Genomic DNA, 18,148 nt, shown 5'->3' on the forward strand with positions numbered 1-18,148 from the left:
CCGACCCGCGCCTCAACACCCCCGACCGCGAAGTGCCGGTCCTGCACCTCCCCCGCCCGCTCCGCCCAAGCGCGCCAGGCCCACACCGCGAGTGCCACCGCCTCCTTGGTGTCGCGGGCGTCACTGCGGGCGTAGGCGAGGTCGTGGGGGACCAGGAAGCGGACTGAGCAGTTGGGGAGTTCGACCCAGGGGACCGGTTCGGTGGCGGTGGGGACGTGGATGCGGGCCAGGTAGCCGGTTGCGTGGCGGCGGCGGGCGATGGTGAAGGTGCGTTTGCCGAGTAGCGCCTCGAGGTGGTCGTCGGGGAATTCGGCGGGGGACCACTGTTCGAACTCGTTCGGGTCGCCGGTCGATGTCGTGGCCTGATACGCCAGCACCACCGCCACCACGTGGCGGCAGGCACCGGAGGCGCCGCAGGTGCAGTCCGCCCCCTCCAGGCCGCCGGGGGGCAGGGCGCAGATGACGCCGTCGGGGAAGGTGCCGCGTACCGTTTCAGCGTCTGTGGCGATGGTCGGGCCGGTGCCGGCCGTGACCTCCTTCGCCGCCCGCTTGTACAGGCCGCGGTTGGTGAGCGACACGAGGGCGTCCTCGGTCAGCGCCAGCAGGTCCGCACGGGTGAGGACGTCAGTCACGAGTTCACCGCCTCCGCCACGAAGGCCGCCAGCTCCCCCGGCGTCATGGCGCCGACGTAGGCGCCGAGGGCTGCCAGCCGCTCGGCCATGGTGCGGTCGAAGGCGGGGGCGGCCTCCTCGTCCAGGGCGCACAGCGCGAGGAAGCGGCAGCCCTGTTCGATCAGGGAGCGGGCGCCGCGCAGCAGGCCGGCTTCGCTGCCGCCTTCGTACAGGTCCGAGATGAGGACCACGATCGTACGGCGCGGGTTGGCCACCAGCTCCGAGGCGTAGCGGATGGCGCCGGAGATGTCTGTGCCGCCGCCGAGTTGGACCTTCATCAGCAGCTCCACCGGATCGGTGACGTCGCTGGTCAGGTCCACCACCGCCGTGTCGAACGCGACCAGGTGCGTGCGCACGCCCGGCAGTCCCCACAGGCAGGCGGCCGTGACCGCCGAGTGGATCACCGACGACAGCATCGAGCCCGACTGGTCGACCAGCAGGATCACCTGCCAGTTGTCGACGTGCCGGCGCGACCGGGTGAAGAAGTGCGCGTCCTCGATGTAGAGCTTGCGCTCCTGCGGCTGGTAGTGGCCGAGGTTGCCGCGCAGCGTGCGCTTCACGTCGAAGTTCCGTGCCAGCCGCACCTGCGACGGCCGCCGCAGCCGGGCCCCGGAGAACGCCGTGCGCACCTCGGTGGCCAGCTTGCGCATCAGTTCCTCGATCACCGCGGCGACCAGCTTGCGGGCCAGTTCCAGCACCTTCGGGTCCATCAGGTGCTTGGTCCGCAGCACGGCCTTCAGCAACACCGGACTCGGCTCGACCCGCTCCAACACCTTCGGGTCGGTGACGATGTCATGGATCTGATACCGGTCCACCGCGTCCCGGGTCAGCCGGTCGACGGTCTCCTTGGGGAACAGCTTCGTGATCCCCTCCAGCCAGTCGACCGTGGTGAGTACCGAGTCCCCGCTGCCGCCCTGACCCTTCGCCGGGTCAGCGGACCCCGCGCCGCCCTTGCGGACGCCGCGCCGCGCCAGGTCCTCGTCCCGGCCGTAGAGCCAGTCCAGCGCCGCGTCGCGCGAGGCGTTCTCCCCGGCCAGCGGGCCGTATCCGGACGCCGGGGCCCCGAGGATCATCCGCCACCGCTCCAGCGCGGCAGCCGCCTCCGGATCGGGAAGGGACTCAGGATGCTGTGAACCAGCCGTCACCGAAGCAGCCCCTCTCGTTCCAGCACCGCCTGCACATGGCTGTCCAGCTCCCGTCCCCGCGCCAGCGCGATCGGATCGTCGACGCCGCCGCGCACCAGCGACCGCGCCGACCCCTCGACCCCGTACAACCACAGCACCTGCCCGGCGATCGTCTCCCGCTCCCGAGGCGGGAAGTACGCGAACGCCTGCCGCAGCGCAGGCAGGGCCACCAGCAAGTCGCGATCCGTCATCGCCGTGACCAGATCGTTCAGCACCGGCAGCACCGACGCCTCCTCCAGGCACTGCTCCCGCGCCAGCGCGAACAGCCCGCCCAGCCAGTCCCCGAGGCTGGCCGGCGTGCCGGCGGCCCGGATCGTGCGCTCGGCGTCCGGGGGCGGCGAACCCAGGGACCAGCCGAACCCGAACGCGGCGCCCCGCATGTCCGGTCCGGCCTCGGCGTTGTCGGCGACCCGCGCCATGACCTCCAGGGCCCGCACCGGATCCAGCCCGAGCCGGGACGCCGCGTGCCGCATGGCGTCCCGCACCGCGCGCACCGCCGCGATCCGGCGCGGCTGGGCCGGCGAGCCGGGCGCGCCCGGCGCCGATTCCACCAGCCACAGCAAGCGGTCCACGGCGGCGGCGATCACCGTCCCGAGCGTCGCAGACTGCTGCGCGTCCAGCAGCCGGTCGTGCCGCCACAGCCCGAGCACCGCGGCCAACACCTCGCCCAGCGGCTCGGCCTCCTTGCCGCCGCCCACGGATGCCGCCAGCGCGGTGAGCACTTCGGCCGACAGGTCCTCGATCCCGCACAGCACCGCGTCGAACAGGGCCCGCGCCGAAACCTCCAGGCTGCCGCCGGACCGCACGCGTTCCCCGAGCCGGGCCGTCGCCGCCAGCTCGACCGTGGGGCCGTGGCCGCCGGCCTCGATCAGGGCCGCCAGCCGGTCCTGTTCGGCGGTGATCCGCCACTCCTCGGTGAACGTGCTGTCCTCGGCGGCCGGATCCGGGCCGGAGACCCGGTGGTAGCCGGGGATGCTCAGAACCCTGAGACGGTGCAGCAGCCGGGACGCGTCCCGCTCGTCGGTGACCGTCAGGTCGAGCGTGACAGAGTTCTGACCGGTCAGCCCGTGCCGCTCCAACTCCGCTTCGGCGTCGTGCACCAACGGCGGCAGCGGCGTGTCCGCGTGCAGCCGTCCGACCTGGTCGCCGGACAGCGCCGCGACCATCTCCACGACCACCGGATGCGTCCCCGGCGCCAGCAGCCGACGCCCGGTCCAGGGCAGCGGCTGGTCCAGCGCCTCCTGGACCAACGCCGACACCAGGCCGTCGAGCAGATCGGCGCGGGCCGGCTGCCGGTGGCCGCGGACGGCCGCCAGCCCTTCGCCGGTGACCCGCGCCGCGATGAGGTCGGCGGTCGAGACCACCTGCTTACGCTTGCGCAGCCGCTGCACGACCTCTTCGGTCAGCGCCGTGGCGGCCGCACGCGGTCCCAGGTCCCACAGCCGCTGGTAGTACCCCGGGGACGGCATGCCGGACTGGTAGCCGTCGAAGGCGTCGAGGCGCTTGAACGAGTACGGCACGAGATAGCTGACGGCCGAGTCGGCGTCGATCGGCGTAGGGGCGGGCCACTCGGCGTCGGGGTACGGAGCGGCGGCGGCGTACGAGGCCGCCAGCCGCAGCAACGCGGGTCGGTGGAACCCGCCGCACACCACCAGAACCGGCCGATCCGGGGACCGCCGGAGCGCCGCCGAAATCCACTTCGCCATGTACCGCTCGCGAATCTCGTCGGACGTCGGCTCCTCCGGTGCCGGCTCGTCCCGTGTCGGCTCGCCCGGTGCCGACTCCTCCGGTGCCGGCTCCGCCCGATCAGCGTCGGACGCGGCCCGGACCAGATCGAAGTACGTGTTCAACCGCTCGGCGAGCTCGACCGCCGAGGTATCAGAGGCCTCAATCTCCGCGAGGTGATCCCACAACGTGTCCAGGTTGTCCATCCCGAACTGCCGGCACAGATCGGCCACGACCTGCGTGAACCGCAGTTCGGCGTCGGCGTACCGGTTGGTCAGCGTCTGGAACGCCGGATCCCAGGCCGGCAGGTCGATGAACCGCACCTCGGCCCCGGCCCGCGTGCCGTCGGTCAGCGCGACCCACTCCGGCGAGTACTCGCAGAACGGCGACCACGACCCGCGCGCCGTCAGACCGTCCCGCACCGACGTGAACACCGCGACCGGCAGCTCGTGACCGAGTAAGAACTCGCCGATCCGGTCGTTCATGTCGGACGGGCCCTCGATGAGCACGTGCGCCGGCCGCAGCCGCTCGATCGCTTCCCGGACCAGCCCCGCGCACGCCGGGCTGTGGTGCCGGACGCCGATGACGGTCAGGTTCCCGATCGGCTGCCCGGACGCCTTCTCAGTGGACACCTTCTCAGGGGACGTCATCAGCCGGGCAGCCGGTGCCGCGAGTCGTAGAGCTCCTGCCACTGGTCGCCCTTGCGGCGCTGCGCGTGCTGCTCCAGATAGGTGCGCAGCTTGGCCAGATCGTCGCCGTTGTCCTTGGCCGCGGTCCCGGCCAGGCACTCCACGATGTCCGCGGCCGTCCCGGCATCCCCGCGCAGGAACCAGCCGCGCAGCCCGACGGCGTGCGCCACCGCCACCGCCTCGGCCGTGCTCATCACCGACGACAGCCGCTCCATCGCGTCGCCCCGGCCGGTCTTGCCGTCCCGCAGTTCGCGGAACGCGGTGACCAGCACCTCCAACACGTCGCGGCGCGGCGGCACCGTGACGCCGGAGCCCTGCAACAGGTGCGTCGCCTCCTGCTCGACCAGCGCGAGTTCGGTGGCGAAATCGGTGATCGCGAACACGGTCTCGAAGTTGAAGCGCCGCTTCAGGGCCGCGCTCATCTCGTTCACGCCGCGGTCGCGGGTGTTCGCGGTCGCGATGACGTTGAACCCCTCGCGGGCGAACACCAGCGCGTCGTCGCCGCTCAGCTCCGGGACCGCCAGCACCCGGTCGGACAACGGCGAGAGCAGGCAGTCCTGGACCTCCAGCGGGCAGCGGGTGATCTCCTCGAACCGCACCACCCGGCCCTCGGTCATGCCCCGGTAGAGCGGGGCCGGGACCAGCGACTTCGTCGAGGGCCCCTCGGCGACCAGCAACGCGTAGTTCCACGAGTACTTGATCTGGTCCTCGGTGGTGGCCGCGCCGCCCTGGATGGTCAGCGTCGAGTCCCCGCTGACCGCCGCGGCCAGCAGTTCGGACAGCAGCGACTTGGCCGTGCCGGGCTCGCCGACCAGCATCAGGCCTCTGCTGGTGGCCAGCGACACCAGCGCGCGGTCGATCAGCGAGGGGTCGCCGACGAACTTGCGGCTAATACCGGCCTGTTCCTCGCCCAGGATGAAACGCCTGGCCGCGCGCAGGCTCAATCCCCAGCCCGGAGGCCGCTCGCCCTGGTCGTCGGCGCGCAGCCGGGCCAGTTCGGCGGCGTAGCGGACCTCGGCGGCCGGGCGCTGGACGCGCTTGCCGTCGGGGTCCGGACCCCGGTCCGGGGACGAGGCCGGGTCCGTCGCGGCAGTCCCGGCGGTGTGCTTGGCGGTCACTGTGCGGTCACCTCGGTCAGAACGCGGAGTGTTTCCGATGCGGTCACGGATCCGAGTGTGGCGAACGGATCCGACCACCCGGGAATCGGACGGTGACCGAATGCTATGTGCGCGGCGGCCTTCATGGATCACCCAAGCGCTTCCAGATCGCGCAGGATCCGTGAGACGGTCGCCGGGTCCAGCTCCGACCACGGCAGGGCGTGCTTCTCGAATTCGGGGTGGTCGCCGGTGGTACTCACCCAGACCGCGCTGATGGCCTGGTAAGGGGATTCCATCGGGGCGCCGGCTTCCAGACCCGGTACGAGTTCCATGACCACGTGCCGCCCGGCACCGACCGGGCGGAGCAAGCGGTCCCACAGCCGGTCGCCGCCGATCGGCCCGCGCCGCCACCCGCGCGACGTCGCCAGGTCCTCGAACTTCATCGGCAGCGAACGCACCTCCCCCAGTTCATGACTACCGGGACGAGCGTCGGGGCTTATGCACGGCCGCACCAAGCGGTAGCCGTCATGCTCCTGTGCCGTCAGTTCCAGCGGCGGCCGGAGCAACTGGTCGAACGGCTGAAGGATCTCGTAGTCGGAGAACACCACAAGCCACCGCCCCGACGCGTTCCCCAAGTCCGCAGGATGCGCGACGCCGATCAGGGCGCCTTCGGGGACCTCGTAATGCGCATCGTCGATGTCTGCGAAAGTCAGGTCCTCGGCGACCCGGAACGCGCCGGATATTGACCCGTCCTCGGCATAGACGCCCCACACCAGACGCCGCACGAGGTGCTGGAGCAGCGGATGCGGGACGAGATAGGCGGCGAAGTCCTGCGGGCGCCACCGCCGACCGCCGGTCATCGCCTGCTCCAAGCGCTTGATCTGCTCTATCGCGACGACCCGTGCTTCGGTCTTCAGCGTCGAGAACTTCTCGTAGGCGGCAGCCGACCGTTCGGGGTCGTCCAGCTTGCCGGGCTTGGGCAGGGTCTTCATCAGCGCGCCGGTCTCGTCGGTGACCAGCGGCCGCAGCGACTCGTCGAAGGATAGCGTGAAGCTGCGCCGGCCATAGTCCAGATGCACCGTGCTCTGGGCGGCGGCCAGTCCGGACGTCGGCACCACCCGGTCGGCGAGCTGGTCGGCCCGGAACCAGTCGGTGCGCTCGGGGAACAGGAAGGATGTCAGGGCCCTGGTCAAGCCACTGGGCTCGACGTCACGCCACCGCTCGGCGACGCCTCCGCCTCGGAGTACTCCGCGTCCGGAGCTGATCCCAACAACTCCGACAGCTCCAAGGCTTTGGCCCAGTGCTGGAACAGATCCGGGGCCTGCACGGCCGGTGCGACGAAGCTCGCGTAGCCCGGATTCTCCAGTCGGCAGTACTCGATGACAGCCGCCAAAGCGAAGGCCGGTCCGCGGGTCGCGCCCCACAGAACGACCATGAGTTGATCGGCGCGGCCCCAACGGTGCGCCGCGACCTCCACCACCGCGGCTTGCAACGGAGTCAGCGTGTCGAGGTCGGAGAAGCCGACACCGGCCACCGCCGCAACGAGATCAGGATCGCTTTGCAGTGAGGCCAACGAAGCGGCGACCACCCGGCGGTCCAGCGGGTGTCGGCTGCTGAACTCCCGCATCTGCCGCGCCCGGTCCTGGATCGACGCGGCCTCGGCAGACGGGGACCGCGTGCGATCCCAAGCGCCGACTTGGCGGTAGCAATCAGGGAGCTCGAAGGCGTTGTCAGCGCTATCAGCGCTATCAGCCTTGTCAGGATCCTCGTTCAGGAAGGCGGTGCCGCTCATCGAGCGCTCACTTCGGCCAGGTCCCACAGGATCTCCGAGGCCTGCGCGGCGCCGAGTTCGGACAGCGGCACCGAGTGCAGCTCGAACGAGGCGTCCTCGGCGGCCACGCTGAGCCAGACCCGCTGGACGTTCTGGTAGCCCGAGCCGATCGCCACCCCGCCCCTCAGTCCCGGCGAGATGTCCAGGATGACGTAGCGGTCGTCACCCAGGGGCCGTACGAACCGCGGCCACACCGGCGGGTCGCCGACCGGGCCGTTGTACCAGCCGCGCGGTTCCAGGACGGCCACCTGCGCCGGGGTCAGCACGACGTGCTCGAACCGGGTCAGCGTCCGGCCGGCCAGCTCGGCCTGGGTCAGCCCCAGCGCCGGCCGGCCCAACTGGTCCAGCGGTTGCAGAATCTCGTAGTCGGCGAACAGTTCGCACCACCGGTCCACGACCGGCCCGAGTTCCACCGGGTGCGCGACGCCCAGCGTGGCGCCTCCGGGGATCTCGTAGTGCGCGTCGTGGGCGTCGGCGTAGCTGAGGTCTTCGGCGACCCGGAAGGAGCCGATCACCGAGCCGTCGGCCGCGTAGACGCCCCACACCAGGCGCCGCACGAGGTGCCGGAGCAGCGGATGCGCGACCAGGTGCGCGGCGAAGCCGTCCGGCTCCCAGCGCCGCCGGGTGAACATCGCCTTCTCCAGCCGCTGGATCTGGTCCGTGGCAACGGTTTGCGCCGCCTTCTTGAGCTCCGTGAACTGCTGGTACGCCGCCTTCGCCAGTTCCTGGTCGTCGGTCTTGACCGGCCGCGGCATCCGCGCGAGCACCTTGCCCGCCTCGTCGGTGATCCGCGGCCGCAGCACTTCATCGAACCCGACGTCGAAGGAGCGCGGGCCGTAGTCCAGGCGCAGCGTGCCGTCGGCGCTCAGGCCGAGGGTCGGGACGACGCGGTCGGCGAGCTCGTCGGCCGTGAGGTCCAGCGATTGGGCGACGTCCTGGAAGCGGCCCTCGGCCCGGCGCCGGACCGCCTTGCGCCGGCCCTTCTGGACCACCGCGTGCAGGGCGGCCAGGGCCCGGTCCCCGCCGATCATGCCCAGCGCCATCAGGGCGTCGTCGACCAGCCGGTAGTGGCGGTCCGTAGTCCAGGGACCGATCAGCGCCTCCAACCGGTCCACAGTGCCATCGTCGCCGAGCTGACCCATGGCATCGACGGCCCAGTGATGCCGGTCCGGGGGGCCCGACTCCTGCCAGTTCTGGAACAGCGTGAAGACGAATTCGCCCAGCGAGGAGTCGTCGCAGAGTTCTTTGACGATCTCCAGGCCCGGATAAGGCGCCTCGGGCTTGGAGATCTGAAGCATCTCCACCACGGTCCGCACCGCGCACGGCGGCAGCGCGGCCGTCCCGTCCTTGAGCCGGATCGTCGGCAGCACCGACGGTCTGGCCCACGCCGGAGTCTCGGGCATGGTGCGCGGGAACGTGCCGAGCGCACCGTCAGTCATCAGTTCTTTCGCCGCCACACCGGCTGTGGCGCCGTGCGTGGCACCGGCCAAGCCCACGACCTCCACGCCCTCGGCGGCCAGCCAGCGCAACGCGGCCTCGGCGTTGCGCCGTGGCAAGCCCGCCTTGCCCAGCGCGGTCGGCAGCAGATGACGCACGGCGGCCTCGGGATGACGGCGCAGCCAGCCCAGAGCCGCCCCGCGCGCCAGGCTCCGGCGCCGCGTCATCCCCTCGACCAGGGACACGGCGAGGTCCGCGCTGACGAACGGCTGGAGCAGCCGGGCCCGGACCCCGGGCAGCCCGCTGATCGCCATCACGGTCGGCAGTGCCCGCAGTTCGTACCGGGCGACGAACGCACGAGCGCGATCGTCGGCGCGGCGTAACGGCGGCCGCCAGCCGTCCTTCAGCAGCGGCCCGACCAGTGACGGCGGAGCGTAGGCGGCGAAGTAGAGCGCCACCGGCGTCATGGGGTCGTCGGCCGTCTTCTCCGGCTGCCCGCGCCACTCGGCGATCCGCTCGGCGATCGCCGGCCAGCCTTGGCGCGGCTCCCAGCCGGAGGCTCCTTGGCCGAGCCACAGCTCACGTTCGCCGGGCAGCCAGACCACGTCGACGTCAGGCGACGGCATCAGGCCTTCGACCACGACCGGCTTCGGCCGCTTGGCCTTCGGGTCCGACCACGGCGGCCGGACGAGGATCTCAGGGATCTGGCTTAGCGTCGCGATGCCGACCGAGTTCTGCTCGATGACGGCCGCGACCCGCTCCCGCGCCGCTTCGCTCAGCACAGGCAGCATGGCCCGGGCCCGGTCCGGATCGGCGGCCACGACGGCGGCGATGACCTGAGTCGAGGCCTGCGTCGCCGTCATCGCGGACAGCACCCGAAGCGCGCTGTCCGGGAAGCGTTCCGCGGCGGAATGCAGGTAGGCCAGCCTCTCCGGGCGGCCGTCGTCCCGCTCGGCGAGCGCCAGCATCGCACCGTCGCCCGGAACCCGGGAGATCAGCTCCAGGGCTTTCTTCCTGGGCTCGCTCAGCAGCCTTTCCTTATCCCTCTGACCGTCGTGCCAGGCGAGCAGTAACGGCAGCGCCCGGGCACCGGCGATGTTCAGGAACGTCAGCTCGACCGCCTCATCGCCGTCCCACGCCCACTTCGGGCCGTCCTGCACCAGCTTGCCGACGATGGCGGCCTGCTCAGCGGTGACTACGGACGGCACGAGTCCGGTAGCCGGGAGCAGGCCCAAGCCCGCCGCGCCAAGGTCCGCGGTGAACCAGTCCGAACGCTCGGGGAACAGGAACGTCGTGAGGGCCCGGACGAACCCGCTGCCGGTCCCATCCTGGTCCGAACGCTCGGAGAAGAAGAACGTTGTGAGTACCTTGACAAACCCACCGCCGGTCCCGTTCTGCCCCCGCAAGCGAGCGGCGACGGCCATGGCCTCGGCATGGATGTCGTCCGGCGCCGAGCGCACGAGATCCAGCAGCTGCCGGGCCGGCGCCATGAAATCCAAAAGGTGGGAGCGGCTGCCCGGCCTCAGCAAGCAGTACCCTGCGAAGGCCTCCAGCGCGAAAGACACACCGCGCACGTGGTTCCAGGCACCGATCGCGTGGTCTTCCCCGAACCCGTCCAGATGCAGGAGCGTCGCTTCGGCGTAAGCGGCCTGTTGCGGGGTCATCGAGCCCAGGTCGCCGAAGTCCACCCCCGTCATCATCCGGACGGTGGCCTGGTCGCTGCCGGCGTGGTTCAGAGCGGAGTCGATCGTGGACTGGTGGGCGGCGACCGTGTTCCGGCGGCGTTCGTACAGCTTCCGCAGCGCCTCGGCATCCGGTGCGGCTACCCCGCCGGGACGGCATCGGCCGCGCTCGATCGGCTTGACGCGCTGGTAGGCCGGTGGAAGCTCCAGGCCCTGAATCACGTCCCGGTCACCTCGCTCAGGTCGTTCAGGACCTCCGAGGCGGTCACCGGATCCAGCGACGACAGCGGTTCGGCGGCGTCCTCGGACCGCCAGTACCCGTAGCTGAAGGTGTTCCCGGCGATCCACGCGCGCCGCAGTTCCTGGTCCTCGCCCTGGCCGGCCCACCCCGCGGTGAAGCCGGGGTCCAGCTCGACGACCAGCGAGCGGCCGTCGGGCAGGTCGCGGAGCAGGTAGCCCTGCCAGCCACCGTCGGCCGGCTCGCTGCGGGTCCAGCCGCGGCGTTCCAGGCCGAGCACCTTGCCCGTCGGCGTCCGGATCCCGGCGAAGCGGGTCAGGAGTCTGCCTTCGGCTTCGTCGGCGGTGAGTGCGTGGACCGGTCGGCCGAGCTGGCGGAAGGGTTGCAGGATCTCGTAATCGGCGAACAGCTCCGACCAGCGCGACAGATCGTCGCCGAGGTCCACCGGGTGTGCGACGCCGATCAGGGCATCGTCGGGCAGGGGGTAGGGGTCATCGGCGGCGTCGGCGTAGGAGTCGTCCTCGGCGAGCCGGAAGGTGCCGCGGACCCCGGTGCCGTCCGGCCGGAAGTCCGACCAGACCAGCCGCCGGACGAGGTGGCGCAGCAACGGATGCCTGACGAAGTACTCCTGGAAGTCCGCCTTGCTCCAGCGACGCCGGGCCACCAGCGCCAGCTCCAGCCGGGCGATCTGGTCGGCGGCCAGCGTCCGCACGTCCTTCTTCAGGCCGCTGAATCGCTGGTATGCGGCCGGGGCCAGCTCGGCGTCATCCTTCACGCCGGGCTTCGGCAAGGACTTCAGCCGCTTGCCGTTCTCGTCGGTGACACCGGGCTTGAGCTGTTCGTCGAAGAAGACCCGGAACCGGCGCGGGCCGTAGTCCAGCTCCAGCGAGCCGGCGGCGTCCAGCCCGAGATCGGGGACCAGCCGGTCGCCGAGCTGGTCGCGGGTCAGGCGCAAGTCCTTGGCGATGGCCTCGACCCGCTCCAGGGCGCTGTCCTTCAGGCCGCGGAACTTGCCCTTCTGCGAGATCCCGTAGAGGTGCAGCAGCGCGGTGTCGCCGCCGATCGCGGCCAGCACGTCCAGTCCCGCGACGGCCCGCGCGTGGCCGCCGTCGCCGGGCCAGACCCGGATCAGCGGGGACAGACGGCGCACGGCCTCGTCGCCGCCGAGCCAGCGCAGCGCGTCCATCGCGAAGGACTGCTTCGCCGGGTAGTCGGCGGTCTGCCAGTTCTCGAACAGGGCCCAGGCGAAGTCGGCGAGTGAGCGGGCATCGCAGAGTTCTTTCACCTGCTCCAGACCGGGATACAGATCCTCGGCATTGGAGATGATGAGCATCCGGACCACATTCCGCACGGCCCGCGACGGCAGCGCCTCCTTGCGTCCGGCTACCAACAGCTGCGGCAGACTGTCGGGCTCGGCCCAGCTCGGCGGCTCCGGCATGGTCTTCGGGAGCGCGGCGAGCAGTGGGTCCTGCGCGAGCAGTTGGACGACGCCAGCCTCGGCTTCGGCGCCGTAGGTCGCGGCCTCGGCTCGGATCTGCTCCTCGAAACCGGCGGCGACCAGGAAGCGCAACGCGCCCTCGGCGGCCTGCCGGGCCCGACCGGCCTTGCCGAGGGCCGTTGGTATCAGGGTTCGAGCAGTGAGCTCGGGATGCCGGCGCATCCAGGCCTGCGCCGAGGAGCGGAGCGTCTTCGCCCGCTGATTCCAGTCGGCGGCCAGCGGCGCGATTTCGGAGCAGGCGAACGGCATGAGCAGCGACGCGTTCTCGAGCGGGACGTTGCGCACGGCGCTGATCACCGCGTCGTAGGCGTCCAGGCCGAAGCGTGCGGTAGCCGTACTACCCCATTCGAGAGCGTCGTAGTAGTAGCCGACGTAGAGGTTCCTGAGCGCTTGGCGGGCCTCCTTCTCCGGGCCACGCACGACGATCAGCATGAGGTGGTAGGCGCTCCGGCGGCCCAGGGCCTTGGCGAGCAGCTTGCCCCAGTCCTGGTTCTCGTGGTGCGGCACCGGGATTGCGTCGGCGCGCCATTCCTCGCGTTCTTGGTCGTTCAACCAGACGACCGCCCTGCTCTCCGGAGCGGTCAGGCCTTTGACAATAACAGGCTTCACCGCATCCCGATCCCGCTCCCACGGCGGGGTGAGGAGCAGATCCGGCAGGGTGTCCGCGGCCGCCTCGGGCAGCGCCGCGACGACCGCGTTCAACAGCCTCTCGACCCGGGCCCGGGGCTCGTCGGCCAGCCCCGGCGCGACGGTGCGGGCCGCGTCCGGGCGGCTGGTGACCGTCAGCCGCAGCACCCGTTCCACGGCGGTCCGCGGCCCCGGCTGGTCCGGGGTCTGCTCGGCGAGCAGCCGGATCCCGCGCTCCGGGAACCGTTGGGCGGCCTCGGCGAGCACGGCTGCCGTGCCGCGATAGTTCAGCTGGGCGAGCAGCGCCTGGAAGGCCGCGTCGCTGTCGAAGCCGGCGAGCAGCCGCTGCACGCGCTGCCGGGGCTCGACGCCGTCCCAGTAGTCCTCGGCCCAGCTCGCGATCGAGGGGATCACGTCCAGCCCGACGGTGGCCACCATGGTCGCGGTCGCCGCCGAGCACAGCCGGAGCGCGTCGGCGTGCGCCCACTTCGCCAACCGCTCGCTCTGCCGGGAGTGGGTCACCGCGGCCATCAGCAGCCAGGCCGCCAGGCCGTCGCGGGCCGCCCAGCCGCCGCTGAGCAAGCTGGCGATGTCCGCGTCGACCCAGTCGTCCCGCTCGGGGAACAGGAAGGAGGCGACGGCGTTCCGGACGGTCGCCACGCGTCGCAGAGTACTGACGTCGAAGCCGGCGGCGACGTGGTCGTCGGCATCGGCGGCCACGAGGTGGCGGCGCATCCGCGCGGCCATCGCGAACCGTTCCTGCGGGTTGGCGGCGTCGTGGTTCTTACGGTGCAGGGCCGGGGCGCCCTTGCGGCCCTTGTGCGGGATCCAGACCGCGAAGCCACCGAGCTCGACGGTCGCGCGGGCGGCGAACGGAGCGCCGCGTGCGACGACCCAGGCGTCCACCAGGATGTAGGGCTCGTAGTTCTTCGGCGCGTCGTAGAGCACGATGGCCGCGGCGATCGCAGCCTGCTTCGCCGTCATCACGGTCAGATCGCCGAACCCGGGCTGCCGCATGACGTCGGCGAGGTCGTCGGCGGTGCCGTCGTGGCCGAGTACGAGTTCGACGGCCGGTGCCGCCTTGGCGAATACGCGTTCGAAGTCCGCGACGGCGTCCGGGGCGAGCGCGACGGGGTCGGCCGCGGCCCCCGATCTCCCGTCGCGCCTGGGTATCACCAGCGCGCGAGGATCAAACCGTTTCTCGAACAACCCTGCGACGGCCGCCACCGGTTCCAGGACGTTCCCCACTAGCCCTCCCAAGCCCCTTATCCGCCGGCAAACACAGCGCCCGCCCGAATGGCCAGAACCATAGCGAGGCGAGCCGACAGCGGTGGCGGGGTCCCGTGCGTTGTGGGTAGAAGTGACCACAGGACGGCCCGGGCTATTACCGGCGGCTTGCCGTCATCCCCACGCAGCCCTCAAGTTGCTGACCCGTTCGGGTGCATGATCCCCTCGAACCTATGGCGCTCCGGTTCGCGGCATTCATGGCGCTGTGGACCGTCTTCTACTACTCGGTTCCCAGTTTGCACCTGCTCACCTGGACCGTCATCGGCCTGGGCGCGGTCGGGGCGGTGCTGCTGGGCGTCCGCCGGTACCATCCGCACACCCCGATCGCCTGGTACCTGCTGGCCGGGGCGATGCTGACGCTGGTCAGCGGGGACACCTCGTACAACCTGCTGACCGACGTCTTCAGCCAGGTCGAGCCGTTCCCCTCGCTGGCCGACGGCATCTACCTGGCGACCTACCCGCTGGCGGCCGGCGGCGTGATGCTCATGGTGCGGGGGCGCAGCCCGCTGCGCGACCGGGCGGCGCTGATCGACGCGGTCATCCTGACCACGGCCGCGGCGCTGTTGCTCTGGGTCTACATCATCACCCCGAACGTGGCCGACCGGGACCAGTCCTGGCTGGCCAACGCGGTGTCCATCGCCTATCCGCTGGGCGACGTGATGCTGCTGGCGGTGACCGCGCGGCTGGCCACCGGCGGCGGGCTGCGGGGACCTGCGGTGCGGCTGCTGCTGCTCGGCGTGCTCGGGCTGACCGGGTCCGACGTCGCCTACGCGCTGGTCCGGCTGTACGGCACCTGGCACGTGGGCTCGGCCGCCGACCTGGGCTGGGTGCTGTTCTACGTCTCCTGGGGCGCGGCCGCGCTGTCGCCGTCGATGACCGAGCTCACCGAGCCGGTGGTCCGCAGCCGGCGCACCGACAGCTCCCGGGTGCTCCCGCTGGCGGTCGCGGCCCTGGTCGCGCCGACCGTGCTGATGGTCGAGGCGCTGGAGCACGGGCTGCGCGACGGCCCGGTCATCGCCGTGACCTCGGCACTGATGTTCCTGCTGGTGCTGATGCGGCTGTATCTGGCCGGGCGGCAGAACCGGGAGCTGGACAACCGCGCGCACACCCGGGCCATGCTGCGCGAGCTGAAGTACCGCGCCTACCGGGACTCGCTGACGGGCCTGGGCAACCGGCTGCGGTTCCAGGACCGGGCCGAGCGCGCGCTGGCCCGGGCCCAGGACTCCGGCGGGGTGGCCGCGATGCTGCTCATCGACCTGGACAACTTCAAAGAGGTCAACGACACCCAGGGGCACAAGGTCGGGGACGAGCTGCTGGTGGCCGCCGCGCAGCGGATAGCCGGGGCGGTGCGGCCCGGTGACCTGCCGATCCGCCTGGGCGGCGACGAGTTCGCGGTGCTGCTGTCCGACGGCGCCAGCGAGGGGGCGGCCGTGGCCCTGGCCCAGCGGCTGATCGGGGTCCTGGCCGAGCCGTTCCGGCTGTCCGGGGCGCCGGTGCCGGTGCGGGCCAGCATCGGGGTGGCGACCAGCCCCGGCGGCGCCGGCGGCACCGAGGAGGTGCTGTTCCGCAACGCCGACCTGGCGTTGTACGCGGCCAAGGCGGACGGCAAGGGCACCTGGCGGCTGTTCGACCCCAGTCTCTACGACGCCGCGCTCCAGCGCCTGGCCCTGCGCACCGGGCTGGACCGGGCGCTGGCGCTCGGCGAGTTCGAACTGCACTACCAGCCGATCGTGCAGTTGCAGGGGCCGCCGCGGGTAGTCGGGTTCGAGGCGCTGGTGCGCTGGCGGCACCCGAAGCTCGGGCTGCTGTCCCCGGTGAACTTCGTGCCGGTGGCCGAGGAGACCGGGCAGATCAGCCCGATCGGGGCGTGGATCCTGCGGCGGGCCACCGCCGACGCGGCCGCGGCCGGGTTCGGGTACGTGGCCGTCAACGTCTCCCCGCACCAGTTCAGCGGCGGCCGGTTCGTCGACACCGTGCGCTCGGCGCTGCGCGAGGCCGGGCTGCCGCCGGACCGGCTCACCGTGGAGATCACCGAGAACGTCTTCCTGCACGAGGCCACCGCCGACGCCCTGGTCGACCTCCAGCGGCTGGCGCGGCTCGGGGTGCGGATCGCCATCGACGACTTCGGGACCGGCTACTCCTCGATCGGGTATCTGCGGGACCTGAAATTCGACGTGATCAAGGCGGACAAGTCGTTCGTGGACTTCATCGCGGACAAACCGGATCACGAGCGGCTGCTGCGGGGAATCGTCCATGTCGCGGGGATCATGGACATCGCCGTGGTGGCCGAGGGGGTCGAGACGGTCGCGCAGCGGAACCTGCTGCGCGAGATGGGGTGCGCCTACGCACAAGGCTTCCTCTACTCACCGGCGGTGCCGCTGGGAGAGACGGCCGAGGTGTGGGCCACTATAGAGATGGGAGAAACCTGATGGCTCGGCATGAGGTCTGGGCGGAGCTGGCCCGGTTGAAGGACACCACGCGGTTCTACGACGCCGTCATCGAGGAGCAGGACACGAAGGAGCCCAGGCGGATCCGGATCGGCGACCACTGGATGTCCGACTTCGCGTCCTGCAACTACCTGGGGTTCGACGTCGACCCGGAGATCATGGCCGCCCCGGCGGAGCTGATAGCCAAGTGGGGCACGCACCCGAGCTGGTCCCGGCTGCTGGGAAACCCCAAGCCGTACCTGGAGATCGAGGAACAACTCACCGACCTGTTGCAGGCCCCTGACACACTGGTGCTGCCGACCATCACCCACATCCACATGACGGTGATCCCGGTGCTGGCCGGCAAGGGCACGGTGTTCTGCGAGGCGCAGGCGCACCGCACCATCTACGACGGCAGCTCGGTGGCCCGCGGCAACGGCGCCACCCTGCACCGCTGGCGCGCCACCGACCTCGGCGGCCTGGCCGTGGCGCTGCGCAAGGCGCCCAAGGACCTGCCCCGCCTGGTGTGCATGGACGGCATCAACAGCATGTCCGGCAACGAGCCCGGACTGGCCGCGATCGCCGACATCTGCCGGGCCGAGGACGCGCTGCTGTACGTGGACGACGCGCACGGCTTCGGCGTCATCGGCGAGCGCTCGCCGGCCGAGACCTCGCCCTACGGGGCGCTGGGGAACAGCATCGTGCGCCACCTCGGGGAGTCCTACGACGGGCTGGTCCTGGTCGGCGGCTTCTCGAAGGCCTACTCCTCGCTGATGGCGTTCCTGGCGTTGCCGACGCAGATGAAGGAGTACCTGAAGTTCGCGGCGGCGCCGTACCTCTACTCCGGCCCCTCCCCCACCGCCTCGCTGGCCACGGTGCTGGCCGGGCTGAAGGTGAACCGGGAGCGCGGGGAGGAGGTGCGGGGCAGGTTGTGGCACAAGACGGCACGGGTCATCGACCACGTCCGCAAGCTCGGCCTCTACACGCCGAACGTCAGCGGGTTCCCGATCATCGAGCTGCCCGCGCGGGAGCCCTCGGATATCGACGAGATCGCATCAGTGCTCTGGGAGCGGGGAATCTACGTCACACTGGCGGCTTACCCGCTGGTGCCGCGCGACCAGGCAGGGTTCCGGATCCAGGTGACCGCCGCGAACACCGACGAGGAGATCGATCAGTTGAACGCGACACTTACCGAGCTGGCTCCGCTGCTGCGTAAAGCCGAGCATCACGGGGCCGGCGGCTGAATCGGGCATGGGGCGACAGGGAACTGAGGAACCGAGCACATGAACCTGGACAGCTGGAGCGAACTGGGTCGCGTCGCGCTGGCCTTCGTCCTGACCTACCTGCTCGGCTTCGAGCGCGACCTACGCGGCTCCCCGGCGGGCGATCGCACCTTCTCCCTGATCGGCGTGGGCAGCGCGATCATCGCCGTCCTGGCCAAAGACGGCAACGCCCCCAACGCCCTGGCCGGCGTGATCACCGGCGTCGGCTTCATCGGCGCCGGCGTGGTCTTCCGCCCCAACCTCACGGTCGGCGCCCGCTGGCACGTCATCGACACCGTCAAAGGCGTGACGACGGCGGCCACCATCTTCGCGGCCGCCGCCGTCGGCGCCGCCTGCGGCTTCGGCAGACTGCTGCTGGCCACAGGTGGTACGGCGCTGGTGCTGTTGGCGCTGGAGGTGCGGCATATTCCGCTGCTGAAGTTCGCTGACGGACGGCGGTGGGCTTCGCGGTTCGCCGATGATGAGGTGGTGGT

At 71.1% G+C, this 18,148-nt stretch carries 11 protein-coding genes; 3 read left to right on the top strand and 8 right to left on the bottom strand.

Going from position 1 to position 18,148, the window contains the following annotated elements; translation table 11 throughout:
• The 8 genes from IZR01_RS38245 to IZR01_RS53745 all read right to left on the bottom strand — a co-directional run.
• Positions 1-632, bottom strand: a 632-nt coding sequence (locus IZR01_RS38245; RefSeq protein WP_194926701.1) for an SWIM zinc finger family protein, incomplete at its 3' end; no start/stop codon positions are given.
• Positions 629-1,744, bottom strand: coding sequence for a VWA domain-containing protein (locus IZR01_RS38250; RefSeq protein WP_194926710.1), 1,116 nt, complete (start codon positions 1,742-1,744; stop codon positions 629-631). The genes IZR01_RS38250 and IZR01_RS38245, both read right to left, overlap by 4 nt.
• 68 nt (positions 1,745-1,812) lie before the next feature.
• Positions 1,813-4,230, bottom strand: coding sequence for a DUF5682 family protein (locus IZR01_RS38255; RefSeq protein ID WP_194926702.1), 2,418 nt, complete (start codon positions 4,228-4,230; stop codon positions 1,813-1,815).
• A complete protein-coding gene (locus tag IZR01_RS38260) occupies positions 4,230-5,264 on the bottom strand; it encodes an ATP-binding protein (protein WP_369125510.1) in 1,035 nt (344 codons plus the stop codon). The genes IZR01_RS38255 and IZR01_RS38260 overlap by 1 nt, the downstream gene beginning before the upstream one ends.
• A 251-nt stretch (positions 5,265-5,515) precedes the next feature.
• Positions 5,516-6,559 carry a DUF4132 domain-containing protein gene (locus IZR01_RS38265; RefSeq protein WP_194926704.1) on the bottom strand — a complete coding sequence of 348 codons (1,044 nt, stop codon included), beginning with the start codon at positions 6,557-6,559 and terminating at the stop codon, positions 5,516-5,518.
• On the bottom strand, positions 6,556-7,158 hold the full coding sequence (locus IZR01_RS38270; RefSeq protein WP_194926705.1) for a hypothetical protein: 603 nt from the start codon (positions 7,156-7,158) through the stop codon (positions 6,556-6,558). The genes IZR01_RS38265 and IZR01_RS38270 overlap by 4 nt, the downstream gene beginning before the upstream one ends.
• Positions 7,155-10,538 carry a DUF4132 domain-containing protein gene (locus IZR01_RS53740; RefSeq protein WP_194926706.1) on the bottom strand — a complete coding sequence of 1,128 codons (3,384 nt, stop codon included), beginning with the start codon at positions 10,536-10,538 and terminating at the stop codon, positions 7,155-7,157. The genes IZR01_RS38270 and IZR01_RS53740 overlap by 4 nt, the downstream gene beginning before the upstream one ends.
• Positions 10,535-13,927 (bottom strand): DUF4132 domain-containing protein, encoded by a 3,393-nt coding sequence (locus IZR01_RS53745; protein WP_194926707.1) that lies wholly within the window; start codon positions 13,925-13,927, stop codon positions 10,535-10,537. The genes IZR01_RS53740 and IZR01_RS53745 overlap by 4 nt, the downstream gene beginning before the upstream one ends.
• Positions 13,928-14,139: 212 nt before the next feature.
• Here IZR01_RS53745 and IZR01_RS38285 point away from each other — a divergent pair, with 212 nt between their 5' ends.
• From IZR01_RS38285 to IZR01_RS38295, 3 genes are all read left to right on the top strand, one after another.
• Positions 14,140-16,395 (top strand): putative bifunctional diguanylate cyclase/phosphodiesterase, encoded by a 2,256-nt coding sequence (locus IZR01_RS38285; protein ID WP_194897265.1) that lies wholly within the window; start codon positions 14,140-14,142, stop codon positions 16,393-16,395.
• A complete protein-coding gene (locus IZR01_RS38290) occupies positions 16,395-17,636 on the top strand; it encodes an aminotransferase class I/II-fold pyridoxal phosphate-dependent enzyme (protein ID WP_194926708.1) in 1,242 nt (413 codons plus the stop codon). Before IZR01_RS38285 ends, IZR01_RS38290 begins: the two co-directional genes overlap by 1 nt.
• A 39-nt stretch (positions 17,637-17,675) precedes the next feature.
• The coding region (locus tag IZR01_RS38295) for an MgtC/SapB family protein (RefSeq protein WP_194926709.1) at positions 17,676-18,148 on the top strand (473 nt) is incomplete at its 3' end.

The sequence above is a fragment of the Catenulispora pinisilvae genome (assembly GCF_015356865.1).
Classification (GTDB): Bacteria; Actinomycetota; Actinomycetes; order Streptomycetales; family Catenulisporaceae; genus Catenulispora; species Catenulispora pinisilvae.